Below are 21,424 nucleotides of genomic sequence, written 5' to 3' on the forward strand. Positions count from 1 at the left end.
GGCCCCCCGTCTCGTTCCAGGGCGGGTGAGAAACGGACTGCGGGGCAGAGCTGGAACGGTAGGCCGGCAGGGTGTCATCGTCCGGTCAGGAGCGGCGCGGCCGGGTTCCGGTCACTCCGGCTCTTGACCGGCCCTTCTCCGGCCGGTTCGCCGCCCGACCGGGCTGGATGCCGTCGGTGCGGTCAAGCGGGCGAAGGGCCGTCGGCCGGGATGTCCGCAACGGTTGCGAGAGCATGCGAGAAGGCGCGTGTGCGCTCGGTTTCGTGAGGTAGCAGAGCAGCATGGCGCCGCGGTCCGCCTGTACGAGGGCCAGGCCCTCCTGCAGCGTACTCACCGTGGGTCCGGCGGGAATGGCGCGTCTCTCGGGGGTGATGCTCGGGGCGTGCGCGCGGCGCCAGTACTCCGGCGCGGCGCCATGGACGCTGATGAGCGGGCAGGAGGCGAGATCCTCGGCACTCAGACTGTCGCGCTTCGCGAAGGGGTGCCGGGAGGACAGCGCGAGCGTTTGCGGTTGTCTGGAAAAGACCTGTCCGAGGACGAGTTCGTTCTCCTCGACCGGCATGAGGACCACCGCGGTGTCGACTTCGCCACGGTAGACCGGTCCGAAGGGGTCGGAGAACGGAACCTCGACGATCTCGGTGGCGCAGTCGGGGTGCCTGTTCTGGAAGAGCGCGATGGCGTCCATCCTGGCTTCAGCCCCCAAGCGCGTGAGGGCGCCTCCTCGTTGTTCGTCGGAGTCTTCAACGGAGCCATCGCTCTGGGTGCGCTGCTCGGCGGACTCGCCGCCGACGGAGTCGGCATCAAGGCGGTGATGTGGCTGGGTGCCGCGCTCGCTGTCGGAGCCCTGGTGACCGCCGGAGCCGACCGTGCCCCGGCCGACGGAAAACTCTGAAGGATTGGCCGCACGCCGCACGCCGCACGCCGCACGCCGCTGCGCCCGTGGAACCGGGAACGTTCCACGGGCGCTCGCTTGTCGTGCTCGGCGGTGCCGGCCTCCGCTGCCGCTGCTCCGACCGGGTACCGGCGCTCACTGTGCAGCCCGGCCAGGAACTGGGTTGTGGCGACCCCCCACTCGACCGGCCGTTCGGCGGCAATGGCGTGCCCGCAGTCCCACGTGACCAGCTCGGCGCCGAGGATGTGGTCGGCGAGTTCGCGTGCGCGAAGTGGTGTCGTGATCAAGTCTCCCTTGGTGTACCTCGTGGAGCGGACCGGCGGCCTGGGCAAGGAGTGGTGTCCGGCGGTCGACGGCATCCGGCGTGGCGACCGCTCCCAACTCGACCGGTGCCCCGTGCCGCGGTCAGGGCTCGGTTGACGGTCCGTTCCGGTGAGGGCGGGTCCCGCGCGGATATCCGCCAGGATCACAGGCACGCGACGGCCTTTTCCCGAATAGCCGGTTGGCGTGATCAGGACCCTTGCTTTGACGCAGAGTGGCCGTCGAAAGTTAACTTCGGCGCCATCGGACCTCATTCTTCGCTTAGGTCGGTCGTGGGTTGGCCGGATTGTGGAGAGAGGTGTGCGGAAGAGGCCGTAGTCGCATCGGCTCGTAGGGGCGGCGGTGTCACCCTGTCCTCGGTCGGGTTACGCGAGTAACCGGCTCAAATTGAATATCTCGGGCGCGAGGAAGCGTGATGAACCGTTTCAATGTCGACGGCTTCCTGAAGGTTTTCCCCCGAGCTTCCCGCCGGCGTCGGTTTTGCCCGTGTCCGGTAGTCCGAAAACACTCCACGGAAGTGCTTGAAATTTCCAGCATGATGCTGTTTCGGGGTGCCCGTTCACGCCACTGATCGACGATGGGTGCGGAGATGGTTCCTCTGTGTGATGGCTGTGCGTATGAAACGCGACATCGGTGACAACGCTGTCCACCGGGTTAGCGTGGCACCTGAACCAGCGCGAACAGCCTTCAGGGGAGATGCGTGAGCTCGTTATCTGTGATGTCCGCTCAGGCGGGGCGAAATGCCGGCGTTCCGAATGCGAGGTCGAGGGAGTTATGGCTCGGGGACTGCCGCCGGGGAAAATGTCGGTGGGTTCCGTTCCGCACGAGCCGTGGGGAACCGTCCTGATGGAACGCGAGGAGCAACTCGCGCGAGTCCGGGCCTGGTTGACTGCCCCGCAGCCCACGGCCGGGCGGGTGATCCTCGTGGAGGGGACCGTGGGGGCGGGGAAGACGGAGTTCCTGTGCGAGGTGGCACAGCACGCACAGGCCGACGGGGCCATCCTCCTGAATGCCGTCTGCTCCTCCGAGGAGCGGGATCTGCCGTTCGGGGCACTCAGTCAACTTTTCGACAGTCCGGCGCTCCCCGTAGAACTGCGCAGACGTATCTCCCCGGTACTGCGGAGGCTCATGGGGTCGACCCGGGCCGAGAGCATGCACAAGGCCGTGGAGCGCAACAGGGCCGAGATCCTCTACGACCTCTTCCTGCCCGTCACGGAACTGGCCGCCACCACACCGGTCGTGGTGTGCGCGGACGACATCGACCACATGGACGCCGCCTCACAGCAGTGCCTGCTGTATCTGGTCCGGCGGCTGAGCTCGGCACCGCTCCTGATGGTGCTGACCGAACTGGCCGAGTCGAGCGGGACCCATTCCCCGTTCCACGCCGAACTGCTGCGTCAGGCCTCCGTCATGTCAGTCCGGCTCGCACCTCTCTCCGCGCAGGCCGTGCGCACCCTGACGGGTCTGCGTCTCGGAGCGAGGGCGGCCCGGGAGCTGAGTGACGCCTTCACCGCCTACAGCGGCGGCAACCCGCTGCTGCTCGACGCCCTGATCCGCGACGAGCAGCTCGGCGGAGAAGCCCGTCAACAGGGTTACGGACGTGCGCTGTTGAACTGCCTGCACCGCAGCCGGCCCCACACGCTACGAGTGGCCCGCGCCATGGCTGTCTACGGTGACGGGGCCTCGTCGGAGGAACTCGGGGCGCTGGCGGACACGGACACGGGCACCGTCGAGCGGGCCCTGAGCACCATGACCGAGGCCGGTCTGCTCAGGGAAGGCCGGTTCCGACACGTGCTCGCCGCGCGCACCGTGCTGGACGACCTGCCAGTCACGGACCGCGCACAACTGCACCAGCGGGCCGCGCGACTGCTCTACAACCAGGGCGGCGCGGTGGCCGACGCGGCCCACCACCTGACCGAGGCCGGTCAGGTGCCGGAGCCCTGGGCGTTGCGCGTGCTGCTGGAGGCGTCTTCGGAGGCGCTGCTGCACGGCGAGGTGCAACGTGCCCTGCGATACCTGAACTCCGCACAGGGGGCGTGCACGAACGAGCGGGACCGGTGGACGGTCCGGGCCAGGCTCGCCCAGGCCGAATGGCAGCTCAACCCCTCGGCATCGCTGCGGCACCTGCTCGCTCTCACCGAGGCGGTCCGCAGCGATCAGCTCGATCCCTACGAGACGACGCTGCTCGTGCGGCAACTGCTCTGGTTGCACCGTACGCAGGAGGCCGCCGACATTCTTTCGATGCTCCGCAAGCGAGCGTCGCGTCTGCCGTCCGCGGGGATTGCGCCCCTGTCCGGCACGCCGAGCCGGCCGGCCGAACTGCACGACATGGAGGTATGGCTGGCCTGTACGTACCCGCCGCTCGCGGGACGGGTGCAGAGCGGGCCCGCTCCCACCGGCCCCGAGGGGGCGCCCACCACCCGGGGCCGTGCTTTCTGGCTGCAGTCGATCGGCGCGCTCTCCGGTGGCCTCGTACGCAGACGCAGCGGCGAGATGCAGGAATGGGCCTCGCACGTCCTCGGCCAGCTCGACCTCAACCACAGCGCACCCTGGGCCGAGGAGGCTACCCTCCTCGCGCTGATGTCCCTGGTCTACAGCGGTAGGCTGAGCGACGCGGCCAACCGGTGCCGAAGCCTGGACGAACGTCGCAACGGGAGCCCCTCCCCGATGTGGCAGGGCATCCTGGACGCCGCCGAGGCGGAGATCCGGCTGCGCGGAGGTGATCTCAGGGAAGCGGTGAAACGCGGTGCGTGTGCCCTGGAGCACGTGTCCGTCCAGGGGTGGGGCACTGCCGTCGGCCTGCCGCTGGGCACCCTGATCCTGGCCCACACCCGCATGGGGGAGCTCGACGAGGCCACGGCGCTCGTCACCCGGGGCGTCCCCGACGAGATGTTCCAGAGCCGCTACGGGCTGCACTACCTCTATGCGCGTGGGCATTACTACCTGGCCATGAACCGGACGCACGCGGCGCTCGGGGACTTCCTCTCCTGCGGCGAACTCATGGGAAAGTGGGGCCTGGACCTGCCCGGGATCGTGCCCTGGCGGACCAGCGCGGCGGAGGCGTGGCTGCTGCAGGGCAACCGCGACCAGGCCAAGCGTCTGGTGAAGGACCAGCTGGCCCTCCCCGGTCCGGAGGACACCGTCAGCCGGGCGCTCGCCCTGCGGCTGATGGCCGTGTTCAGTTCGCTGGGGCAGCGCCCGCGCCTGCTGGCCGAGGCCGCCGACATCCTGGAGGCGGACGGCTCTACCTACGAACTGGCCAGGACGCTGTCCGACCTGGGCCGGGCCTACCACGCGCTGGGCAAGCACCGCCGTGCGCGGGTGATCATCCGCCGTGCCTGGAGAGTGGCGTACCTCTGCCAGGCGGAACCTCTGTGCAGGGAACTGCTACCGGACACGAGCGGTGAGACGGGCCCGGCGGAGGACGAGGAGAGAACGACGGCCGTCGCCTCCCTGACCAACTCCGAGCGCAGGATCGCCTCTATGGCGGTCATGGGGTACACCAACCGGGAGATCGCGGAGAAGCTGTTCATCACGCCCAGTACGGTCGAGCAGCACTTGACCCGGGTCTACCGCAAACTGGCAGTCAAGAACCGACAGAGTCTGCCGGGCTACCTGCGCGGCGAAACAGGCTGACCCGCCGGGCCCCACGGTGCCGCGCCCCGCATCGGCCGAGGGCTTCGGATCGCGTACTATCCGGTCCGTCCCGATTCTCTCGACCCGGCCCGTTCCACGATGCGGTGCGCGGCGCGCAGTCCTTGTGCGGTGGCCTGTACGGCGTTGAGCGCGCGGGCATCGGCAGCGCCGCCGGCGGTCTCGAAGGGGACCTCGGCCCGACGGAGCACGGCGGCGACCTCCTGTCTGCTCTCCTGGCCCGTAGCCAGGACGACATGGTCGGCGGCGACCAGCTCCCTTCTTCCTTCGGCTTCGACGACGACGCCGTCCCGGGTGATCTCCTCGTACGTGATGCCGGTGAGCAGGCGCACTCCGCGGGCCCGCAGCTCCTCCATGACCACCCACCGGGTGGACGGGCCGATTCCACTGCCGATCCTGCCGCTGCGCCGCATCACGGTGACATGGCGGCCGCAGGCCGGGGCAGTGGCCGTCCGCGGCACCAGGATTGTTTCGGGCGGCGCGGTCAGCGCGCGGGAGGCGAGGAACTCCTCCGGGGTCGGGGCGGGGGAGGAGCCACTGGTAAGAAGGTGCGCCAGGTCCACCGCGATTCCACCGCCGCCGATGACGGCGACGCGCGGACCGAGGACGCCGGGGTCGCCGAACGCCTCGGCATAGTCGAGGACATGCGGCAGACCGACACCCGGCAGGTCCAGCCGGTGAGGGCGGACCCCCGTGGCGAGAACCACCCCGTCCATGGTGCGCAGGACGGGCACGTCCCGCGCACCGATACGGTGCCCCAGGTGCACGGGCACGTTCAGATCGTCGAGCTCCTGTTCGCGCTGTCGCACGGTTGCGGCGAAGTCCGCCTTGCCCGGCACCCGGGCGGCCAGCCGGAACTGCCCGCCGGGCTCGTCCGCCGCCTCGTAGACCTCGACCTCGTGCCCGAGTCTCGCCAGAGTGCGGGCCGCCTCGAGCCCCGCGAGCCCCGCGCCGATCACGGCGTACCTGCCTCTGCGCGCGGGAGAGGACCGGGCCGGGAACTCACGCTCGTGGCCCGCCCGCGGATTCACCAGGCAGGACACCCGCTCGGTGCCGAAGGACCGGTCGATACACGCTTCGTTGCAGGCGATGCACAGATCCACCGAAGTGTCCGACCCCGTACGGGACTTGTCGATGATGGCCGGGTCCGCGAGGAACGGGCGGGCCATGGCGACCAGATCGACGTCGCCCCCGGCCAGCACCTCCTCGGCCTGCGCGAGCCGGTTGAAGCGGTTGGAGGCGATGACGGGCACCGCGCCGTGCCCCGCCGCCCGTAGCGCCTGCTTGACCCGCTGGGCATACACGGCCCAGGTGCCCGCCGGTACCTGCGCCTGCACGGTCGGCACCGGGGACTCGTGCCAGCCGACCCCTACCGCGAGCGCGTCGGCACCGGCTCCGGCCAGCTCCACGGCGAGCGCCGCCGTCTCCTCCCACGGAGTGCCGTCATCGACGAGGTCGGCGCCCGACATCCGGAAGAGCACCGGGAAATCCGGCCCCACCGCGGCCCGCACGGCCCGCAGGACCTCGACGGGGAAGCGCCCGCGCCGTAGGGCGTCACCGCCCCAGGCGTCGTCGCGCCGGTTGGTGAGGGGCGCGGTGAACTGATTGATCAGATAACCCTCCGAGCCCATCACCTCGACCGCGCTGAAGCCCAGCTCGTACGCGGCCTCCGCCCCCCGGCCGAAGGCGGCGACGGTCCCGGTGATCTCCTCCTCCGTCATGGCCTGGGGAACGGTGCGGGAGAACCGGCTGTACACGGCGGACGGCGCGAGGGGCGCGGCGCCGTCCGTACCGGGGGCGCCGGGCAGCGCGTACCGCCCGGCGTGGAAGAGCTGGAGGGCGATGAGACCTCCGGCGTCGTGCACCGCGTCTGCGGCCCGGCGCAGCGCCGACCTGTGCTTTTCGTCGTCGAGCAGGCCGTAACCGGGGCCGCCGGAACCCGCAGGGTTCACCGCGGAGCCACCTGTGACGATGAGGCCGGCTCCGCCCCGCACACGTTCCTTGTAGAACGCGGCCAGAGCGGCGCCGTCGTCGTCCAGGGTCTCCAGGTTCAGGTGCATGGCACCCATGACGATGCGGTGCGGCACTGTCAGGCCACCGATCGCGTGGGGCCTGAAGACGTGGTCCAACACCTGCCATCCCTCTTCTCGGTCGTTCCGTTCAGGCGTCGCGCGTGGGCCGGGGCGGCAGCGCGAGCGCCTCACCCGCGTCCGCGAAGAACGGCGGCGCGACGACGCTGAGCCCGCCGTCCACCACGAGGGTCTGCCCGGTGATGTACCCCGCCCCCTCGCCGAGGAGGAAGGCGATGGTGTCGGCCATCTCCCGCACGGTGCCCGGGCGGCGCGCCGGGATGCGGTCGAGGACGCCCTGCATGGGCGGCATGCCCTCGACGTTGTAGAAGAACTCCAGCGAATCGGAGTCGATCAGGCCACCGTTGACCCCGTTGACGTTGATGCCGTAGGGCGCGAACTCCACCGCCATGTACCGCACCCACGACTCGATGGCGGCCTTCATGCCGCCCAGCATCGCGTAGGTGGGGTAGGCGCGGACGGAACCGTAGGAGGACAGCGCGACGATCCGCCCGCCGTTGTCCATCAGCTTCACCGCCTGCTGCGCCCCCAGGACGAACGACCGCAAGTTCATCGCGTACGAGCGGTCCAGGTGGTGCGGGCCGAGATCGACGATGTTCTTGAACGCGCTCGCCGCGGCGTTGGAGACGAAGTGGTCGAGCCGCCCGCAGTGCTGCGCCACCTCGTCGAACAGCGCCGTGACGCCCTCGGGGGTCTCGACGTCCGCCTGGACCGCGAAGCCCTGACCGCCGGCCTCCTCGATGTCGGCGACGGTCTTCTGAGCCAGGTCGGCGTTCTTCTTGTAGTTGACGACCACGGTGCCACCGCGGCCGGCGAGGGTGAGGGCCAGGGCGCGGCCGATGCCGCGCGAGGCCCCGGTGATCAGCGAGACCTGCTCGCGGTCGGGCGTCGGCTGGTGCTGCGGGCTGTTCATCGGATTGTTCCCTCTCCGTCCCGGGACGTGGCGCGCTGGAGCAACTCGCGGAAGACGACGGCCTTCTGTACCTCGTTGGTGCCTTCCTCGAAGCGCTGGGCACGCGCGTCGCGGTACACGCGCTCGATCTTCTGCGACCTCCAGTAACCGAGTCCGCCGTGCACCTGGAGCGCCTTGTCGGTGACGTTCGTCAGCATCGTCACCGCGTGCATCTTGGCCATCGACGACTGCATGGACGCGTCGTCCGCGCTCTCCTCGAAGCGGCGGGCCGCGTGCAGGACCAGCTGCCGTGCGGCTTCGATGTCCGCCTCGTTCTCGGCGAGCATGAACTGGATGGCCTGGCGCTGGGTCAGCGTCTTGCCGAAGGTCACCCGGTTGCGGGCGTACTCGACGGCCAGTTGCTGAGCGCGCCGGGCGAGCCCGACGCAGCTCATCGCCACCGAGATCCGGGACGGCGTGAGGAAGCCGCCGAGGAAGACTTCCAGGCCCTGGCCCTCCGCTCCGAGCCGGTGGTCGACCGGCACCGGAGTGTTGTCGAAGGCCAGCGACGCGTGGTCGGTACCCGTGACGCCCATGGTGTTGGACGTGTCCTCGACCGTGACGCCCGGGGCGTCACGCGGCACCAGCAGGGCCACCGTGCCCTCATGCCCGGTGCTGCCCTCGACCCGGGCGGCCAGCAGGTAGTAGTCGCAGCGCACCCCGAAGGTGATCAGGTGCTTACGTCCCGAGAGGTAGTACGTGTCCCCCTCGCGCACCACCGACGTGGTGATGTCCGCGCCGGTGCCGTTGTCCGGCTCGGTGAGGGTGAAGGCGATCTTGATCTCACCGGTGACGGAGGGAATGACGAAGCGTTTGCGCTGCTCGTCGTCGGCATGGCCGTCCATCGATCGCCAGATGCCGTTGACGACGTGCACGATCATGCGTACGGAGCCGTGCGAGCGGGAGAAGACCTCCATCAGCTCCATCCAGCGCGCGAAGCCGAGACCACGGCCGCCGTACTCCTCGGGAGCGGCTATCCGCAGGAACCCCAGGCCGTTCAGCTCGGCCCACAGTTCCTCGGGCACCTGCCCGGTCTCCTCGATGCGCTCGGCCCAGCGCTCGCCAGGCCCCTCCACCCACTGTTCCACCTGGGTGCGCAGCTCGTGGAACTGCTGCTCGTCCGTCATGTGCCACCTCTGTCCTTGTTCCGTTGTTCCGGTCCGCTGTCCGCTGTCCGCCGGGCGTTCAGCCTGCGTCCTCGTCGTGGGGCCGCAGACCGCGGGCCAGCGCCCGCAGTTCGGACTTCTTCACCTTGCCGATCGGATTGCGCGGCAGGGCGTCGATCTGCTCCAAGCGCTCCGGCCAGTACTGCTTGGCCACCTCGTGTCCGTCGAGGTGACGCCGCATCTCCTCGAAGGTCAGCTCCGCACCGCCCACCGGGACCACGAAGGCGCAGGCGCGCTCGCCGAGGCGCTCGTCCGGCATGGCCACCACCGCGACGTCGTCCACCGCGGGGTGTCCGAACAGGAGCTGTTCGATCTCCGCGACGGGCACCTTCTCGCCGCCGCGGTTGATCACGTCCTTGACCCGCCCGGTGATGCGCAGGAAGCCCTCGGTGTCGATCGTCGCCAGATCGCCCGTGCGGTACCAGCCGTCCGCGGTGAACGCCTGGGACGTCAGGTCGGGACGCCCGAGGTAGCCCTCGAAGACCGTGGGGGACCGCAACTCGAAGTTGCCCTCCGTGCCGGCGGGCAGCGCCCGCCCCTCGTCGTCGGTTATCCGCAGCTCGATGCCGTCCAGCGCGCGGCCGTCGGAGCCCCAGCGCTGCCGGGGCTCGTCACCGGGGGACGACAGCGCGCCCAGGCAGGTCTCCGTCGTGCCGAAGGCCCCGCACACGGCGGTGCCCAGCACGCGCCCCGCGCGCTCCGCCAGACCACGCGGCACGGTGGCTCCCGTCGCCACGAAGATCCGCAGGTGCTGCGGTGTCTCGCCGCTCTCCTCCACGGCCTTCACCAGGTCGGACAGAAACGGCGTCGCGGCCTGCACGAACGTCGCCCGGTGGTCGTTGAGCGACTGCAGCGCCCGCTTGGCGTCCCAGTCGGGCTGCAGGACCTGGGGCACACCCAGCACCAGGGCGAGCACCATGCCGTACAGGAAGCCCGTCTGGTGCGCGAGCGGCGACGGCACCCAGATCGCGTCCTGCTCGCCGAGCCCCAGGTGGCCGATCTCCATCGCGGCGGCCCTGACCAGGTTGCGCGTGGGCTGGGTGACGCCCTTGGGCTCGCCGGTGGTGCCTGACGTGAAGAGCAACTGCGCCGTCATCTCCGGGGTCGGCGCGAGGGCGTCGAGCGCCGCACGGTCCACGGCCGTCGCCGACAGCGCCTGCTCCCAGTCGTGCACGGTCACACGGCTCGTTGGGGACTCGGGCAGCACCCCGGAGCCGCCCGCGGTCGCCAGGACCACCACGTGTTCCAGATCCGAGCCGTCCTCCGCGATCAGGTCCAGCACCTCCTCGGCGGGCCGACGCGAGCGGTGCCGGTCCGCCACCACCAGCACCCGTGCCGAGGAGCGCCGCAGAACGAAATTGAGTTCACGCTTGCGGAAGAACGAAATGACCGGGCAGCACACGGCCCCGACCCGCAGTGCCGCCAGCGACAGCACCACGAACTCGACACGGTTCGGCAGCTGGTACGCCACGTTCTCGCCGGGCCGCACCCCCAGCCGCAGCAGCAGGGCTGCCGTCCGGTCCACCTGCTCGGCCAGCTCGCTCCAGGTGACCACCTCGTCGCGGTCGGACCGTACGTCCACGACGGCGGTGTCCTGCGGCCGGTCCTCGGCCCTTCGGCGCAGCCACTGCGGAAGTGTGACCTGCGCGGCAGCCTCGAGGCCGACGGGCTCCGGGGCCGCCCCGGGGACGACGGTCCCCGCACCGGCACCGGCGGCGCCTGCCGAGCCGTCCTCCACCGACATGGGCACGCTGAGGGTGTTCATCGCGTCGAGGAACGTCGGGTACGAGATGCGGTATGCGTTCGGATAGGTCAGCGTCGAGTGCCCCTGTGCCCGCGACGCCGCCACTGCGAGCGACATCAGGATGCGGTGGTCGTTGAACGAGGACAGCCTGGCGCCGGTCAGGCCGTCCACCCCCCGCACCCGCAGCTCGTCGTCCGACAGTTCCAGGCGGCCGCCCATGGAGTTGAGCTGGAGCATCGCGGCGGCGCGGTCGGACTCCTTGAGCCGGGTGTGCGCGATGTTGCGGAACACCGACTCACCGCGCGTGAACGTGGCGAGGGTCGACAGGATCGGCAGCATGTCGGGGATGTCGCGGCAGTCGACGTCGACCGCGGTGAGCCGCGGCGCGTCCTGCAGGATGCGGAGACCGCCGGCCGCTTCGTCGATCTCCATCGGTACGCCCATGGAGCGTGCGACGTCGAGGAAGTGGAACTCGGGGTGGTCGGCCGGGCCGCCCTCCAGCGTGGTGATCCCGCGCAGCAGCACGTCACTGGGGTGCAGTGCGGCCGTCGCGATGCCGAACGCGGCCGAGCCGATGTCCGGCGGCAGCGTCAGTTCGATGCTGCGCGCCTGCTGCCCCGGCTCGATGTCGAAGCGCCGCCAGTCCTCGGAGACGGTCACCTCGAGGCCGAACTGCCGCATCATCGCCACGGTCAGTTCCAGGTAAGGGCGTTCGTTCAGCTCGCCCTCCACCTCGATGGTGGTGTGCCGCGTCGCGAACGGGGCCAGCAGGATCAGGCCCGAGACCCACTGGGACAGGATTCCCGCGATCTTTACGTGGCCGCCGGTGGGTCTGCGGCCCTGTACATGGACGGGCGGACAGTCGTCCGCCGACTCCAGTTGGACACCCATCTGTTCCAGGGCGCGCAGCAGAGGGCCGACCGGGCGTCGCCTGAAGTACTTCTGCCCGGTCACCGACACGGCGCGGTCCGACAGCGAGGCAAGACCGATCATGAAGTAGAGCGTCGTGCCGGAGCTGCCGGCCGAGACCGCCTCGCGGCGCGGCCTGAACCGCCCGCCGAGTCCATGGACCACGAAGGTGTCGCCGTCCCTGGCGATCCGCACACCGAGGTCGCGCAGCAGTCGCACGGTGTACTCGACGTGCCGGGCGTCGGACAGTCCGTGGACACGGCTGACGCCGTCGGCGAGCGAGGCGAGAATCAGCGCACGGTGTGCATGGTATTTCGAGTTCGGGACAAGAATCTCACCGGTGACCCGGTGCTGAATTCCTTTGACGAGAAGGTGCATGGTCCTACTACTCCCTGACTGTGGGGTGGTGGCCGAGACAGAAAGGAAATCGGTCCGAATCCTCACGGCACACCGACGCCGAAGCATCAAGCACACGCACCCAGAAAAATCGGACGCCGACGTCGCGGAATCAGAATTTCGGGACGGCTGATACGTTCCGGCCCGGTCGGCCGGACGTTTCCGCAAGAACCGCCCCTAGGTCTGCCTCAGTCGCAGTGCGGAGTGGTTCCGGTTCTCGAGCTCCTGATGATCCGGCGGCGCGGGGGGCAGTGCCCGGCCGCTCGGGACCGGCTGCGTCTCCGGGACCACCCGCGGCCCGTCTCCGGACGCGGTGGGCCGGACCTCCGCACCGGACCAGGCGGAGAGCAGCGAAACAGCCTGTTCCGTATTGAGCCGGGGGTCGCACAGGCTGGTACGCCGCACGGCCTTCCCCTCGTACACGGAGACGTCGGTGGCACATTCCAGGACGTCGTCGGGGGTGGTCTCCAGGTGCAGTCCGCCCGCCGTGCCGCCGGCGTCGGTCACGGCCCGGAGGAATCCCCGGATCTCCCGTGCCATCGTCTCCAGCAGACGGGTCTTGTGCCCGTCCGGGCCGACGACGGTGTTGCCGTGCATGGGGTCGCTGAGCCAGATCACCGGATGGCCGGCCCCCCGGACCGCCTCCACGAGCGCGGGCAGCCGTTCGGCGACCGGCTCGGCGCCCATGCGTGCGATGAGGGTGAGCCGGCCCGGTTCCCGCAGCGGATCGAGCCGCTCACACAGGAGCGTGACCTCGTCCACCGTGGTGGTCGGACCGACCTTCACGGCGACCGGGTTGACGATACCGGCTACGAGGTCCAGGTGAGCGCCGTCCAGTTGACGCGTCCGCTCGCCGATCCACGGCCAGTGGGTGGACCCGAGCCAGCGGCGCCCGTCACTCAACTCGCGGATCATCGGCTCTTCGTAGTCGAGGACGAGCGCCTCGTGGCTCGTCCACAACCGGGGTTCGATCAGGGGCTGGTGACCCGGGACCGCGGGCCCGCGCCAGCCCAGGTGCTCCATGACGTCGCTGGCCGTCATGTACGAGGTCAGCAGGCGCAGCGGATCGTGCCGCCGGCTCTCCGCGTCGGGTTCCGGGCCGTTGACCATGTGGCCCCGATACACCGGCAGTTCCAGGTCTCCGATCAGTTCCATAGGCCGGGACCGCGGCTTGGCGAACTGGCCCGCGATGCGTCCGACCCGCACGACCGGTTTGTGGGTGGCCATCTTCAGCGTCGCGGCGAGCAGGTCGAGCACCGCGGATTTACGCGACACGTATGCGGCGTCGCACTCACCCGGGTTCTCGGCGCAGTCCCCGCCCTGCACCACCAGGGCTTCGCCCCGGGCCACCTGGGCGAGCAGCGTCCGCAGCACGGTTACGTCCTCCGCCCTGACCAGCGGCGGACGCGCGGCCAGTACCTCCCGGATACGCCGGACCTGTGACGGGTCGTCCCACTCGGGTTGTTGCAGGGCCGGCTTACGCATGTCGGTCACGGCTTTTCCCACGTCGGGTCTCCGGTGAAATATTGGTCGAGACATGTCTGCGATCGTTGGGGGATAAATCTCGAATACCCTCCGGCATCCTCCGAGGGGCGCCGTGAAAGGCCGGGAACGGGCTGCGGACCCCGCCGGGTGAACGTCCAGCCCGTGCATGTTCCTGTCCGAGCTTTCCATTTATCGAACCCCGCCCCAATCCCCTGGGTATCCCCTACACCCCCCTTGTGGACGCCTTCGAGCCGGACGGCCCGGATGACGCGAGGCATGTACCCCTGGGGATCAGGGAGTGCGGGATCTGCCGACGCACACATCGAGCAGTTCCGAGGGGGAGCGCAGCACGACGTCGGGGTTCTCCGCGAGAAGGGTCTCCTCGTCGGTCTCGCCCCACAGCGCGGCGACGGCGGCGACTCCGGCGCCCCGCGCGCTGCTGAGGTCGGTGACCGCGTCGCCGACCATGACCGTCCGCGAGGGGTCGGAGCCGAGCGCGCCCAGTGCCTTGAGCACGATGTCAGGGGCCGGCTTGGGGCGTTCCACCTCGTCGGAGCCGATCACGACGACGAACAGGTCCAGCAGTCCGAGCTGTTCGAGGAGCGAACGGGCCCTCGGTCCGCTCTTGCCTGTGGCCACGGCGAGTCCGATGCCGTGGGCCCGCAGTTCCCTCAGCATCTCCGGTACGCCGTCGAAGACCGGGACGAGGTGAGCGAGCCGGTAGCTCTCTCGAACGAACGGGGCCTCCATCTCCAGCGGCAGCCCCATGATCCGCATGATGTCGGGGAAGTAGCGGCCCAGATGCCGCTCGTACTCCTCGAACGGGGGCTCGCCGTCCCCCACCACCTCGGCGTAGGCGGTGGTGAACGCCTGGCGCATCACGGCGAAACTGTTGACCAGTACCCCGTCGAGATCGAAGACGACCGAGGTCATCGGCTGCGCCCCGTTGTCATGACTGTCATAGCTGTCGGGGGTGGTGAGGTCTTGGGTGGTTCCCAGAGTGTTCATGGCGCTGTGGTGCTCTCTTTCGTAAGGCGGCGGCTTCGTGCGTGGGACCGCAGCCGCCGCGGTACGTGCCCCGGCCGAACCGGTGGCCGGTCCCGCCTCTCACGCCCGGTGCGACGGGGCTTCCTCCTGCGCTGCGCGGGCCGAGGAGTAGATCCGTTCGATGGCGCCGATGGTGCGGCGCGCCTCCTCGACGGCCCTGTGCGGGCCGACCGGGTCGCGCAGCTGGGCGAGCAGCTCGTCGAGCTGCCGGTCGTACTCCGTGCCGATCGGCTCTTCGGGCACCGGGAGCGCACGGGTCCGCCCGCCGTCGGTGCGGGTCAGTTCCGGGTGCTCCAGGCGGTTGGGGCTGAAGCCGAACGTGCACCGCAGGGTCGCGCTGCCGGCGCTGCCCTCGACCCGGACGCGGGTGATGTCGCGCTCCTCGTGCGAGGCCCAGCTGGCGTGCAGCGAGAGAGAGACACCGTCGTCGGCGACGAGGAACGCGCGGGCGGTGTCCTCGACGTCGATGACGTCGGTGCGCTCGCTCTCCCTGCCGTCGTCCTCGGCATTCTCGGCACGCCAGGAGACCCGTGCGGTGTCCCGCGCGATGAAGTCGCCCGAGACCGCGCCGGTGACGTGTGTGAAGTGCGCGGTGCCCAGCAGGGGCGCGGCGATATCGAACAGGTGCCAGCCCAGGTCCACCAGTGCTCCGCCGCCGGACAGCTGACGCCGGGTGAACCAGCCGCCCGCGTCCGGCACGCCGCGCGCCCGCACCCAGGACAGCTCGATGTGGCGGACGGTGCCCAGGTCACCGACGCTCGCGAGCAGCGCCCGGACGTCGGCGCGGTGGCGGGCGGCGCTGCCGGCCAGGAGCCGTGCGCCGCCGACGCGTTCGGCCTCGGCCAGCTGCTCCGCCTCCGCCGACGTCAGGCACACCGGCTTCTCGAGGAAGACCGGGATGCCCTTGAGGAGGTGGCTGCAGGCGATCTCGCAGTGCAGGTGGTTGGGGACGGCCACGATGGCCAGGTCCACCTGCGCCGGGTCCGCGTCGTGCACGGCCGCCATGACCGGGGTGTCCGGGAACTCCGCGGCGACGGCCGCGCGCGAGGCCGGGTCGGGGTCGATCGCCGCGGTCACGGCGAAGCCCGGGTGGTGACGCAGCCGCGGCAGCCAGATGGAGCGGGCCGCCCAGCCGAGCCCCACCACGGCGGTGCGGACCGGCCGGCCGTCCTGGTTCGCCGCGGTCATGAGCCGAGGACGTCGGCGATGACTGCGGCGACCTCGTGCATCTGTTCCTCGGTGCCGAGCAGGGTCCGATGATGCAGCCAGAGGCAGTCGGACGTCAGTGCCTCGGAGTTGGGGCAGCGGCGAGCCAGTTCGTCCACCGACAGGTCCGGCGCGCCCATCTCCCAGAAGGCGTCCGTGCGGTAGACCGAGCGGAACGCTACGAACGCGGGGACGCCTCGCTCGACGAGGGTGTCGACGACGTGCGCGCGCCGCTCCTCGGTGATGCCGGGGATGCGGAACATGGCCATGTAGTGCGGGTTGCGGTCGGCACGCGGGTCCAGTCGCTGCGGCACGACGCCGGGGATCTCGGCGAGCAGTGAGGACAGTAGCGGCCAGCGGTCCTCACGCGTGCGGATCTGCCCGTCCAGGCGCGCGAGCTGGGCGCGCAGCACGGAGGCGGAGAACTCGTTGAGCCGGAAGTTGGACCCCGAGGTGCGGTGGAAGTAGCCGCGGTCGCCGCGAGGGCGTCCGCAACTGTGCCGGACGAAGGCGTGCTCCGCCATCTCGGCGGTCGGGAACAGCACCGCACCGCCCTCGCCCGCTGTCATCAGCTTGCCGTTCTGGAAGGAGAACGCGGCGACGGAACCCAGCTCGCCGACCCGCCGGCCGTTCCAGGTGGCACCCTGCGCGTGTGCGGCGTCCTGGATCAGCGGCACACCGGAGTCGGCGGCGACCTTGTCGAGGGCGTCCATGTCGGCGAACTGGCCGGCCATGTGCACGGGCATGATGGCGCGGGTCTTCGCGGTAACGGCTCTTGCGGCCTCAGCCGGATCGATGCAGTACGTCTCCGGGTCCACGTCCACCGGCACCACGACTGCGCCGAGGCGCTGAGCGGCCTGGGACGAGGAGATGAAGGTGAAGGCAGGCACGATCACCTCGGTGCCGGGGCCGACACCCATGACCTCCAGGGCCAGTTCGAGGGCGTGCGTGCCGTTCGTGACGGCCAGTGCGTGCTCGCTGCCGTGGTACTCGGCGAACTCCCGCTCGAAGGCGTCGACCTCGCCGCCGCCCATGCGCCACCACTGGCCCTGTTCCAGCGCACGTATGAGGCCGGTCCGCTCCGCGTCGTCGTACTGCGGCCACACCGGAAGGTCCGAGCCGAGTTGCACACCACTGCTCATGCTGTTCCTTGCTCCTTCGGTCTACGCGCATGCGAATGCTGCCGCAGCGACCGCCGCGGGGTTCACTACACGGAACCGCCCCTCACGGGCGGGGTGTTCACACGGACGCCGGCGCCGGAACACGACCTCGGCGCGGTCCGCGCCCGGCAGTAGCTCCCGAGCGGGGCGATCGTCACAATTAGCACGCTAACCCGTGTCTGGCGAGGCGTCATTCCCCTGCGGACCCCCCTATGTTCCCCCTTGTGATTGCGGGCATACCGAGAAGCGGTGTCTGCCTGCCAGCGGCGTGCTATAAAAACCACTTCCCAGTGGTTCCGCACGTACGGACAAAGGTGCGCATTGAGCAGGCTTCTGTTGGTGAACGGGCCGAATCTCGGCATACTCGGGAGCCGTCAACCCGAGATCTACGGAACGGATACCCTTGCCGACATCGAGGGGTGGGTCGCCGAAGAAGTGGCGGACCGCGGCTGGAAAGTCGAGGCGTTCCAGCACGACGGTGAGGCGGAGATGATCCGCACCATCCAGGGCAATTACGACTCCGTCGGCGCGATCGTCAATCCCGCCGCCCTGATGACGGCCGGCTGGGGACTGAGGGACGCGCTGGCCAACTATCCGCGCCCGTGGATCGAGGTCCACCTCTCCAACGTCTGGGCCCGCGAGCAGTTCCGGCACGAGTCGGTGACCGGACCGCTCGCCACCGGAGTGATCTTCGGACTGGGTGCCACGGGCTATCGGCTCGCCGCCCGCGCCCTGCTGGAGAAGGTCACCGACCGCTGACGCGGTGCCACCGGCGCCCGCGACCCCCTGGTTGCCGCGGAGCCGCGCCTTCGCGACTTCGCCACGGACACGACTGAAAGCCGAGGACACGACACCATGCCCCAGGTACAGACGGCGCAATCTCTGCTGGCCGCCCACCGCGACCGGCTGCGCCCCGTCGACCGGATGATTCCGGAGGCCGACGCGCTGCCGGAGCCCGGTGACGGCGAAGAGCTGCTGGAGGTCGACGGGGCGCAGGGCCTCCTGACGCATACCCGTGTCGACCCCGAAGCGCTGGAGGCTGTGCTCGGCCCGCTCGACCGCTGGGAGCTGACCCCCCGGGTCTCCGGACCCGACGAGATGGCCGCTCTGCTCACGCGCTGGCAGGAGTACATGCGGAGCCACCCGGAACGCCCCGGTGCGGAATCCATGGCCGCCGTCGAGTGGCCCAGCCGCGACGTGGCCATGACCCGGGTCCTGCGCGCCTTCGGTTTCGTTCCCGAGTTCGTGATGATCGGCCGGGTCAAGGGCACCGACCTGGTGCCCGAGTCGGGCCGGGTCCGCGTGCGGCGTGCCACCCCTGAGGACAGCGAAGCGGTGTTCGAACTGCAGATGGTGGAGACCCGGTTCGACGCCGCCGTCAGCGGCGCCGTGGAGCGTGCCACGACCGAAGCGCTGCTGCGCGAGGAGATCACCGCGTCGTTCAAAGGCGACGACCCGCTGATCTGGGTCGCCGAGTACGAGGACGCGATCGTCGGCATGCACCGGGGCGAGGATTTCTCCGAGCCGCAGCAGGCGTGGCTCGCGACGAAGATCACCGCCACACCCGTCGCCCACCTGGTCTGCCAGGCGGTCAAGGAGGGCTATCGCGGCCTGGGCATCGGCACCTCCCTCGCCAACCGCGTCCACGCCGACCTGGACGCCATGGGCATCGGCGCGTCGGTCGGCTACCACGCGATGTTCAACCCGATCTCCACCCCGTTCTGGCACCGACACGGCTGGCGGCCCTACTGGAACCGCTGGATGCGTACCCCGGCCGTCTGAGCGGCACCGTGGCGAGAATCCGTACGAGCCCTGTGGAGGGGAACATGCTGGTACAGGCGCTGGAGGAGCGGGCCGACACCGTTCCGGATCTCACGGCCCTCGAATGCGAGGGCGTCGAGCTCACCTACCGGGAGGCGCACGAGCGGGCCAACCGGCTCGCCCGCCACCTGGTCGCCCAGGGGGTGGGGCCCGACCGCGTCGTCGCGGTGATGCTGCCTCGTTCCACGGATCTGCTGGTGGCCCTGCTGGCGGTGCTGAAGGCGGGCGGGGCCTACCTCGCGCTCGACCACGAACACCCCGCCGAACGAGTGGCCTTCCAGGTCCGCGACGCCGCTCCCGTCGTGCTGCTCACGTCGACCCGCATCGACGCCGACCGCACCCCTGCGAACCTTCCTCGCGTCGTGCTGGACGACCCGGCGACGGCCGCGACGCTCGCCGGACTGCCCGCCGGGCACCTGACGGACGCCGAGCGGACCGCCCCGCCGCGGACCGAGGACCTCGCCTACGTCATCTACACCTCGGGCTCCACCGGCACCCCCAAGGGCGTCGAGATCCCGGTGCGCGCCCTGCACAATCTGCTGGAGGCGATGCGGGAGCGCCTGGCCCTGGGACCCGGTGACCGGATGCTGTCGGTCACCACCGCCACCTTCGACATGTCGGTGCCCGAACTGTTCCTGCCCTACTACACCGGTGCCCGCGCGGTCATCGCGCCCCGTGCCACCGGGCAGGACCCCCAGGCGCTGGGCGACCTGATCGCCCGCAGGGAGATCGGCACCGCTCAGGCCACCCCCACCCACTGGCACATGCTGGCCACCGTCAGCCCCGAGGTGCTGCGAGGCCTGCGCATCCTCATAGGCGGCGAAGCGCTGTCGGAGAAACTGGCCGCGACCCTGCTCGACCTCGGCGCCGAGGTCGTCCAGTGGTACGGGCCCACGGAGACAACCGTGTGGTCCACGGTCCACCCGGTCACCGGTCCCGGGGACGCCGCCGTCATCGGCAAGCCGCTGCGCAACACCCGGCTGTACGTCCTGGACGAGGACCTGGCACCCGTCGAACCTGGCATCGAGGGCGAGCTCTTCATCGCCGGCGCGGGAGTGGCGCGCGGCTACCTCAACCGGCCGGAGCTGACCGCCGAGCGCTTCCTGCCCGACCGTTCCGGCGACCGCAGCGCCCTTATGTACCGCACGGGCGATGTGGTGCGGCTGCGCCCGGACGGCGACCTGGAGTACGTCGGCCGCGCCGACCACCAGGTCAAGCTGCACGGTTTCCGCATGGAACTCGGCGAGATCGAGTCCGCCCTGGAGCGGTCCGAGGATGTCGACCAGGCGGCCGCGACGGTCCGCGAGGACCGACCGGGCGACCGGCGCCTCGTGGCGTACGTGACAGCCGCCCCCGGCCGTGTACCCGATGTCAGGGAACTGCGGGACTTCGTGGCGGAGACACTGCCCGTGTACATGGTGCCGTCCGCCGTGGTGGCCCTGGGGGAGTTCCCGCTCACCCCGAACGGCAAGCTCGACCGCAAGGCGCTGCCGGCCCCCGTCGTCGCGCAGACAGCCATGGTCGAGACGCACCTCACACAGTCGGAGTTGATGCTCAGTAGGCTCTTCGCCGAGGTGCTCGGTGTGGGGCAGGTCGGGCCACGTGACAGCTTCTTCGACCTCGGCGGCTCCTCGGTGCTCGCGGCACGGCTGCTGGCACGGGTGCGCTCCGAGATGGACCTGGAGCTGTCGATCCGGATGCTCGTGGAGTCCCCGACGCCGGCCGAGCTGTCCCGTCGGCTGACCGGCGAGGAACCTCAGGACTCCTTCGACGTACTGCTGCCGTTGATGACCAAGGGCTCGGCTCGGCCGCTGTTCTGCATGCGGCACCTCGGCGGTACCGCCTGGTGCTACGGAGTGCTCGCCCAGCACTTCAGCCTGGAGTACCCCATCTTCGGCCTCCAGTCGCACACCTTCCAGGAGCTCGACACCCCTGTAGACACCATCGCGGCCATGGCGGCGGACTACGCGGACCGCATCAGAGGCATACAGCCCGAGGGCCCGTACCGCATTCTCGGCTGGTCCTTCGGGGGAATCCTCGCCCACGCCGTAGCCGCCGAGTTCCAGAAGCGCGGCGAGGAGATCGAGTTCCTCGGCGTGTTCAACACCAACCCGCACATAACGGATATGGAGGACCGTGACGAGCAAGGCCTTATCGAGCTGATCCTGCTGATCAACGGCAAGGACCTCGACCGGTACGACCGTCCCCTCCGTTACGAGGACATCGCAGAGTTCGCCGACATGGCGACCAACTACGCCTGGCACGGCAGGAAGAGTGCGGCCGAGACCTTCGTCGAGACCATGCTGACCGACCTCGGCGCCTGGAAGGCCCACACGCCGGAGAAGTACAACGGCGCCATGCACCTGTTCGCAGCAGATCCCAGCCCGGTGGCCGAAGCGGCCTCCAGCGAGGCCTGGGCGCCGTACGTCGCGGGTGAGATCGTGCGCCACGAACTGGGCTGCGGCCACGAGGAGATGCTCAGCAGCCCCCGCGTGCTCAGCAAGGTCGCCGAGATCGTCACCGACCACCTGCGCGACTGATCCGGCCGGGAGGCAGCCATCCCCTACCACCTGGGCATCGA

General features: G+C 70.0%; 15 protein-coding genes. 6 read left to right on the forward strand and 9 right to left on the reverse strand.

The features are described 5' to 3' along the window. Window positions 1-85: 85 nt before the first annotated feature. Window positions 86-703 carry a substrate-binding domain-containing protein gene (locus tag ACWD04_RS27980; RefSeq protein WP_451136492.1) on the reverse strand — a complete coding sequence of 206 codons (618 nt, stop codon included), beginning with the start codon at window positions 701-703 and terminating at the stop codon, window positions 86-88. A 21-nt stretch (window positions 704-724) separates the two neighbouring features. On the opposite strand from ACWD04_RS27980, the gene ACWD04_RS27985 reads away from it, so the two are divergent. The 3 genes from ACWD04_RS27985 to ACWD04_RS27995 all read left to right on the forward strand — a co-directional run bounded on the left by ACWD04_RS27985 (window position 725) and on the right by ACWD04_RS27995 (window position 4,849). Beyond that, window positions 725-892 (forward strand): hypothetical protein, encoded by a 168-nt coding sequence (locus ACWD04_RS27985; protein WP_451136494.1) that lies wholly within the window; start codon window positions 725-727, stop codon window positions 890-892. A 279-nt stretch (window positions 893-1,171) separates the two neighbouring features. Continuing rightward, window positions 1,172-1,312: a hypothetical protein gene (locus tag ACWD04_RS27990; protein ID WP_451136496.1), complete on the forward strand. Its 141-nt coding sequence runs from the start codon at window positions 1,172-1,174 to the stop codon at window positions 1,310-1,312. 708 nt (window positions 1,313-2,020) lie between these two features. Beyond that, on the forward strand, window positions 2,021-4,849 hold the full coding sequence (locus tag ACWD04_RS27995; protein WP_451136497.1) for a helix-turn-helix transcriptional regulator: 2,829 nt from the start codon (window positions 2,021-2,023) through the stop codon (window positions 4,847-4,849). Window positions 4,850-4,905: 56 nt separating this feature from the next. Here ACWD04_RS27995 and ACWD04_RS28000 read toward each other — a convergent pair whose 3' ends face one another. The 8 genes from ACWD04_RS28000 to ACWD04_RS28035 form a co-directional block, all read right to left on the reverse strand. Then, window positions 4,906-6,999 carry an oxidoreductase gene (locus tag ACWD04_RS28000; protein ID WP_451136499.1) on the reverse strand — a complete coding sequence of 698 codons (2,094 nt, stop codon included), beginning with the start codon at window positions 6,997-6,999 and terminating at the stop codon, window positions 4,906-4,908. A gap of 28 nt (window positions 7,000-7,027) precedes the next feature. Further along, window positions 7,028-7,870, reverse strand: a complete 843-nt coding sequence (gene chcA, locus ACWD04_RS28005) for a 1-cyclohexenylcarbonyl-CoA reductase (protein WP_451136501.1) — start codon at window positions 7,868-7,870, stop codon at window positions 7,028-7,030. Beyond that, window positions 7,867-9,036: an acyl-CoA dehydrogenase family protein gene (locus tag ACWD04_RS28010; protein WP_451136503.1), complete on the reverse strand. Its 1,170-nt coding sequence runs from the start codon at window positions 9,034-9,036 to the stop codon at window positions 7,867-7,869. Before ACWD04_RS28010 ends, chcA begins: the two co-directional genes overlap by 4 nt. Before the next feature lie 58 nt (window positions 9,037-9,094). After that, complete coding sequence (aroA, locus tag ACWD04_RS28015; protein WP_451136505.1) at window positions 9,095-12,106, reverse strand: 3-phosphoshikimate 1-carboxyvinyltransferase; 3,012 nt, start codon at window positions 12,104-12,106, stop codon at window positions 9,095-9,097. A 195-nt stretch (window positions 12,107-12,301) separates the two neighbouring features. After that, window positions 12,302-13,630 carry a 3-deoxy-7-phosphoheptulonate synthase gene (locus tag ACWD04_RS28020; RefSeq protein ID WP_451136507.1) on the reverse strand — a complete coding sequence of 443 codons (1,329 nt, stop codon included), beginning with the start codon at window positions 13,628-13,630 and terminating at the stop codon, window positions 12,302-12,304. A gap of 270 nt (window positions 13,631-13,900) precedes the next feature. Further along, window positions 13,901-14,542 carry an HAD-IA family hydrolase gene (locus ACWD04_RS28025; protein ID WP_451136531.1) on the reverse strand — a complete coding sequence of 214 codons (642 nt, stop codon included), beginning with the start codon at window positions 14,540-14,542 and terminating at the stop codon, window positions 13,901-13,903. Between the two features lie 174 nt (window positions 14,543-14,716). Continuing rightward, window positions 14,717-15,844, reverse strand: a complete 1,128-nt coding sequence (locus tag ACWD04_RS28030; protein ID WP_451136509.1) for a Gfo/Idh/MocA family protein — start codon at window positions 15,842-15,844, stop codon at window positions 14,717-14,719. Beyond that, window positions 15,841-17,004, reverse strand: a complete 1,164-nt coding sequence (locus tag ACWD04_RS28035) for a DegT/DnrJ/EryC1/StrS family aminotransferase (protein WP_451136511.1) — start codon at window positions 17,002-17,004, stop codon at window positions 15,841-15,843. The genes ACWD04_RS28030 and ACWD04_RS28035 overlap by 4 nt, the downstream gene beginning before the upstream one ends. A 339-nt stretch (window positions 17,005-17,343) precedes the next feature. Here ACWD04_RS28035 and ACWD04_RS28040 point away from each other — a divergent pair, with 339 nt between their 5' ends. From ACWD04_RS28040 to ACWD04_RS28050, 3 genes are all read left to right on the forward strand, one after another. Next, a complete protein-coding gene (locus ACWD04_RS28040) occupies window positions 17,344-17,781 on the forward strand; it encodes a type II 3-dehydroquinate dehydratase (RefSeq protein ID WP_451136513.1) in 438 nt (145 codons plus the stop codon). Between the two features lie 96 nt (window positions 17,782-17,877). Then, entirely contained in the window at window positions 17,878-18,804 is a 927-nt protein-coding gene (locus ACWD04_RS28045) for a GNAT family N-acetyltransferase (RefSeq protein WP_451136515.1), read from the forward strand. A 44-nt stretch (window positions 18,805-18,848) separates the two neighbouring features. Further along, window positions 18,849-21,383 carry an amino acid adenylation domain-containing protein gene (locus ACWD04_RS28050; protein ID WP_451136517.1) on the forward strand — a complete coding sequence of 845 codons (2,535 nt, stop codon included), beginning with the start codon at window positions 18,849-18,851 and terminating at the stop codon, window positions 21,381-21,383. The last annotated feature ends 41 nt before the right edge of the window (window positions 21,384-21,424 follow it).

It is taken from the genome of Streptomyces sp. NPDC002911 (assembly GCF_053591835.1).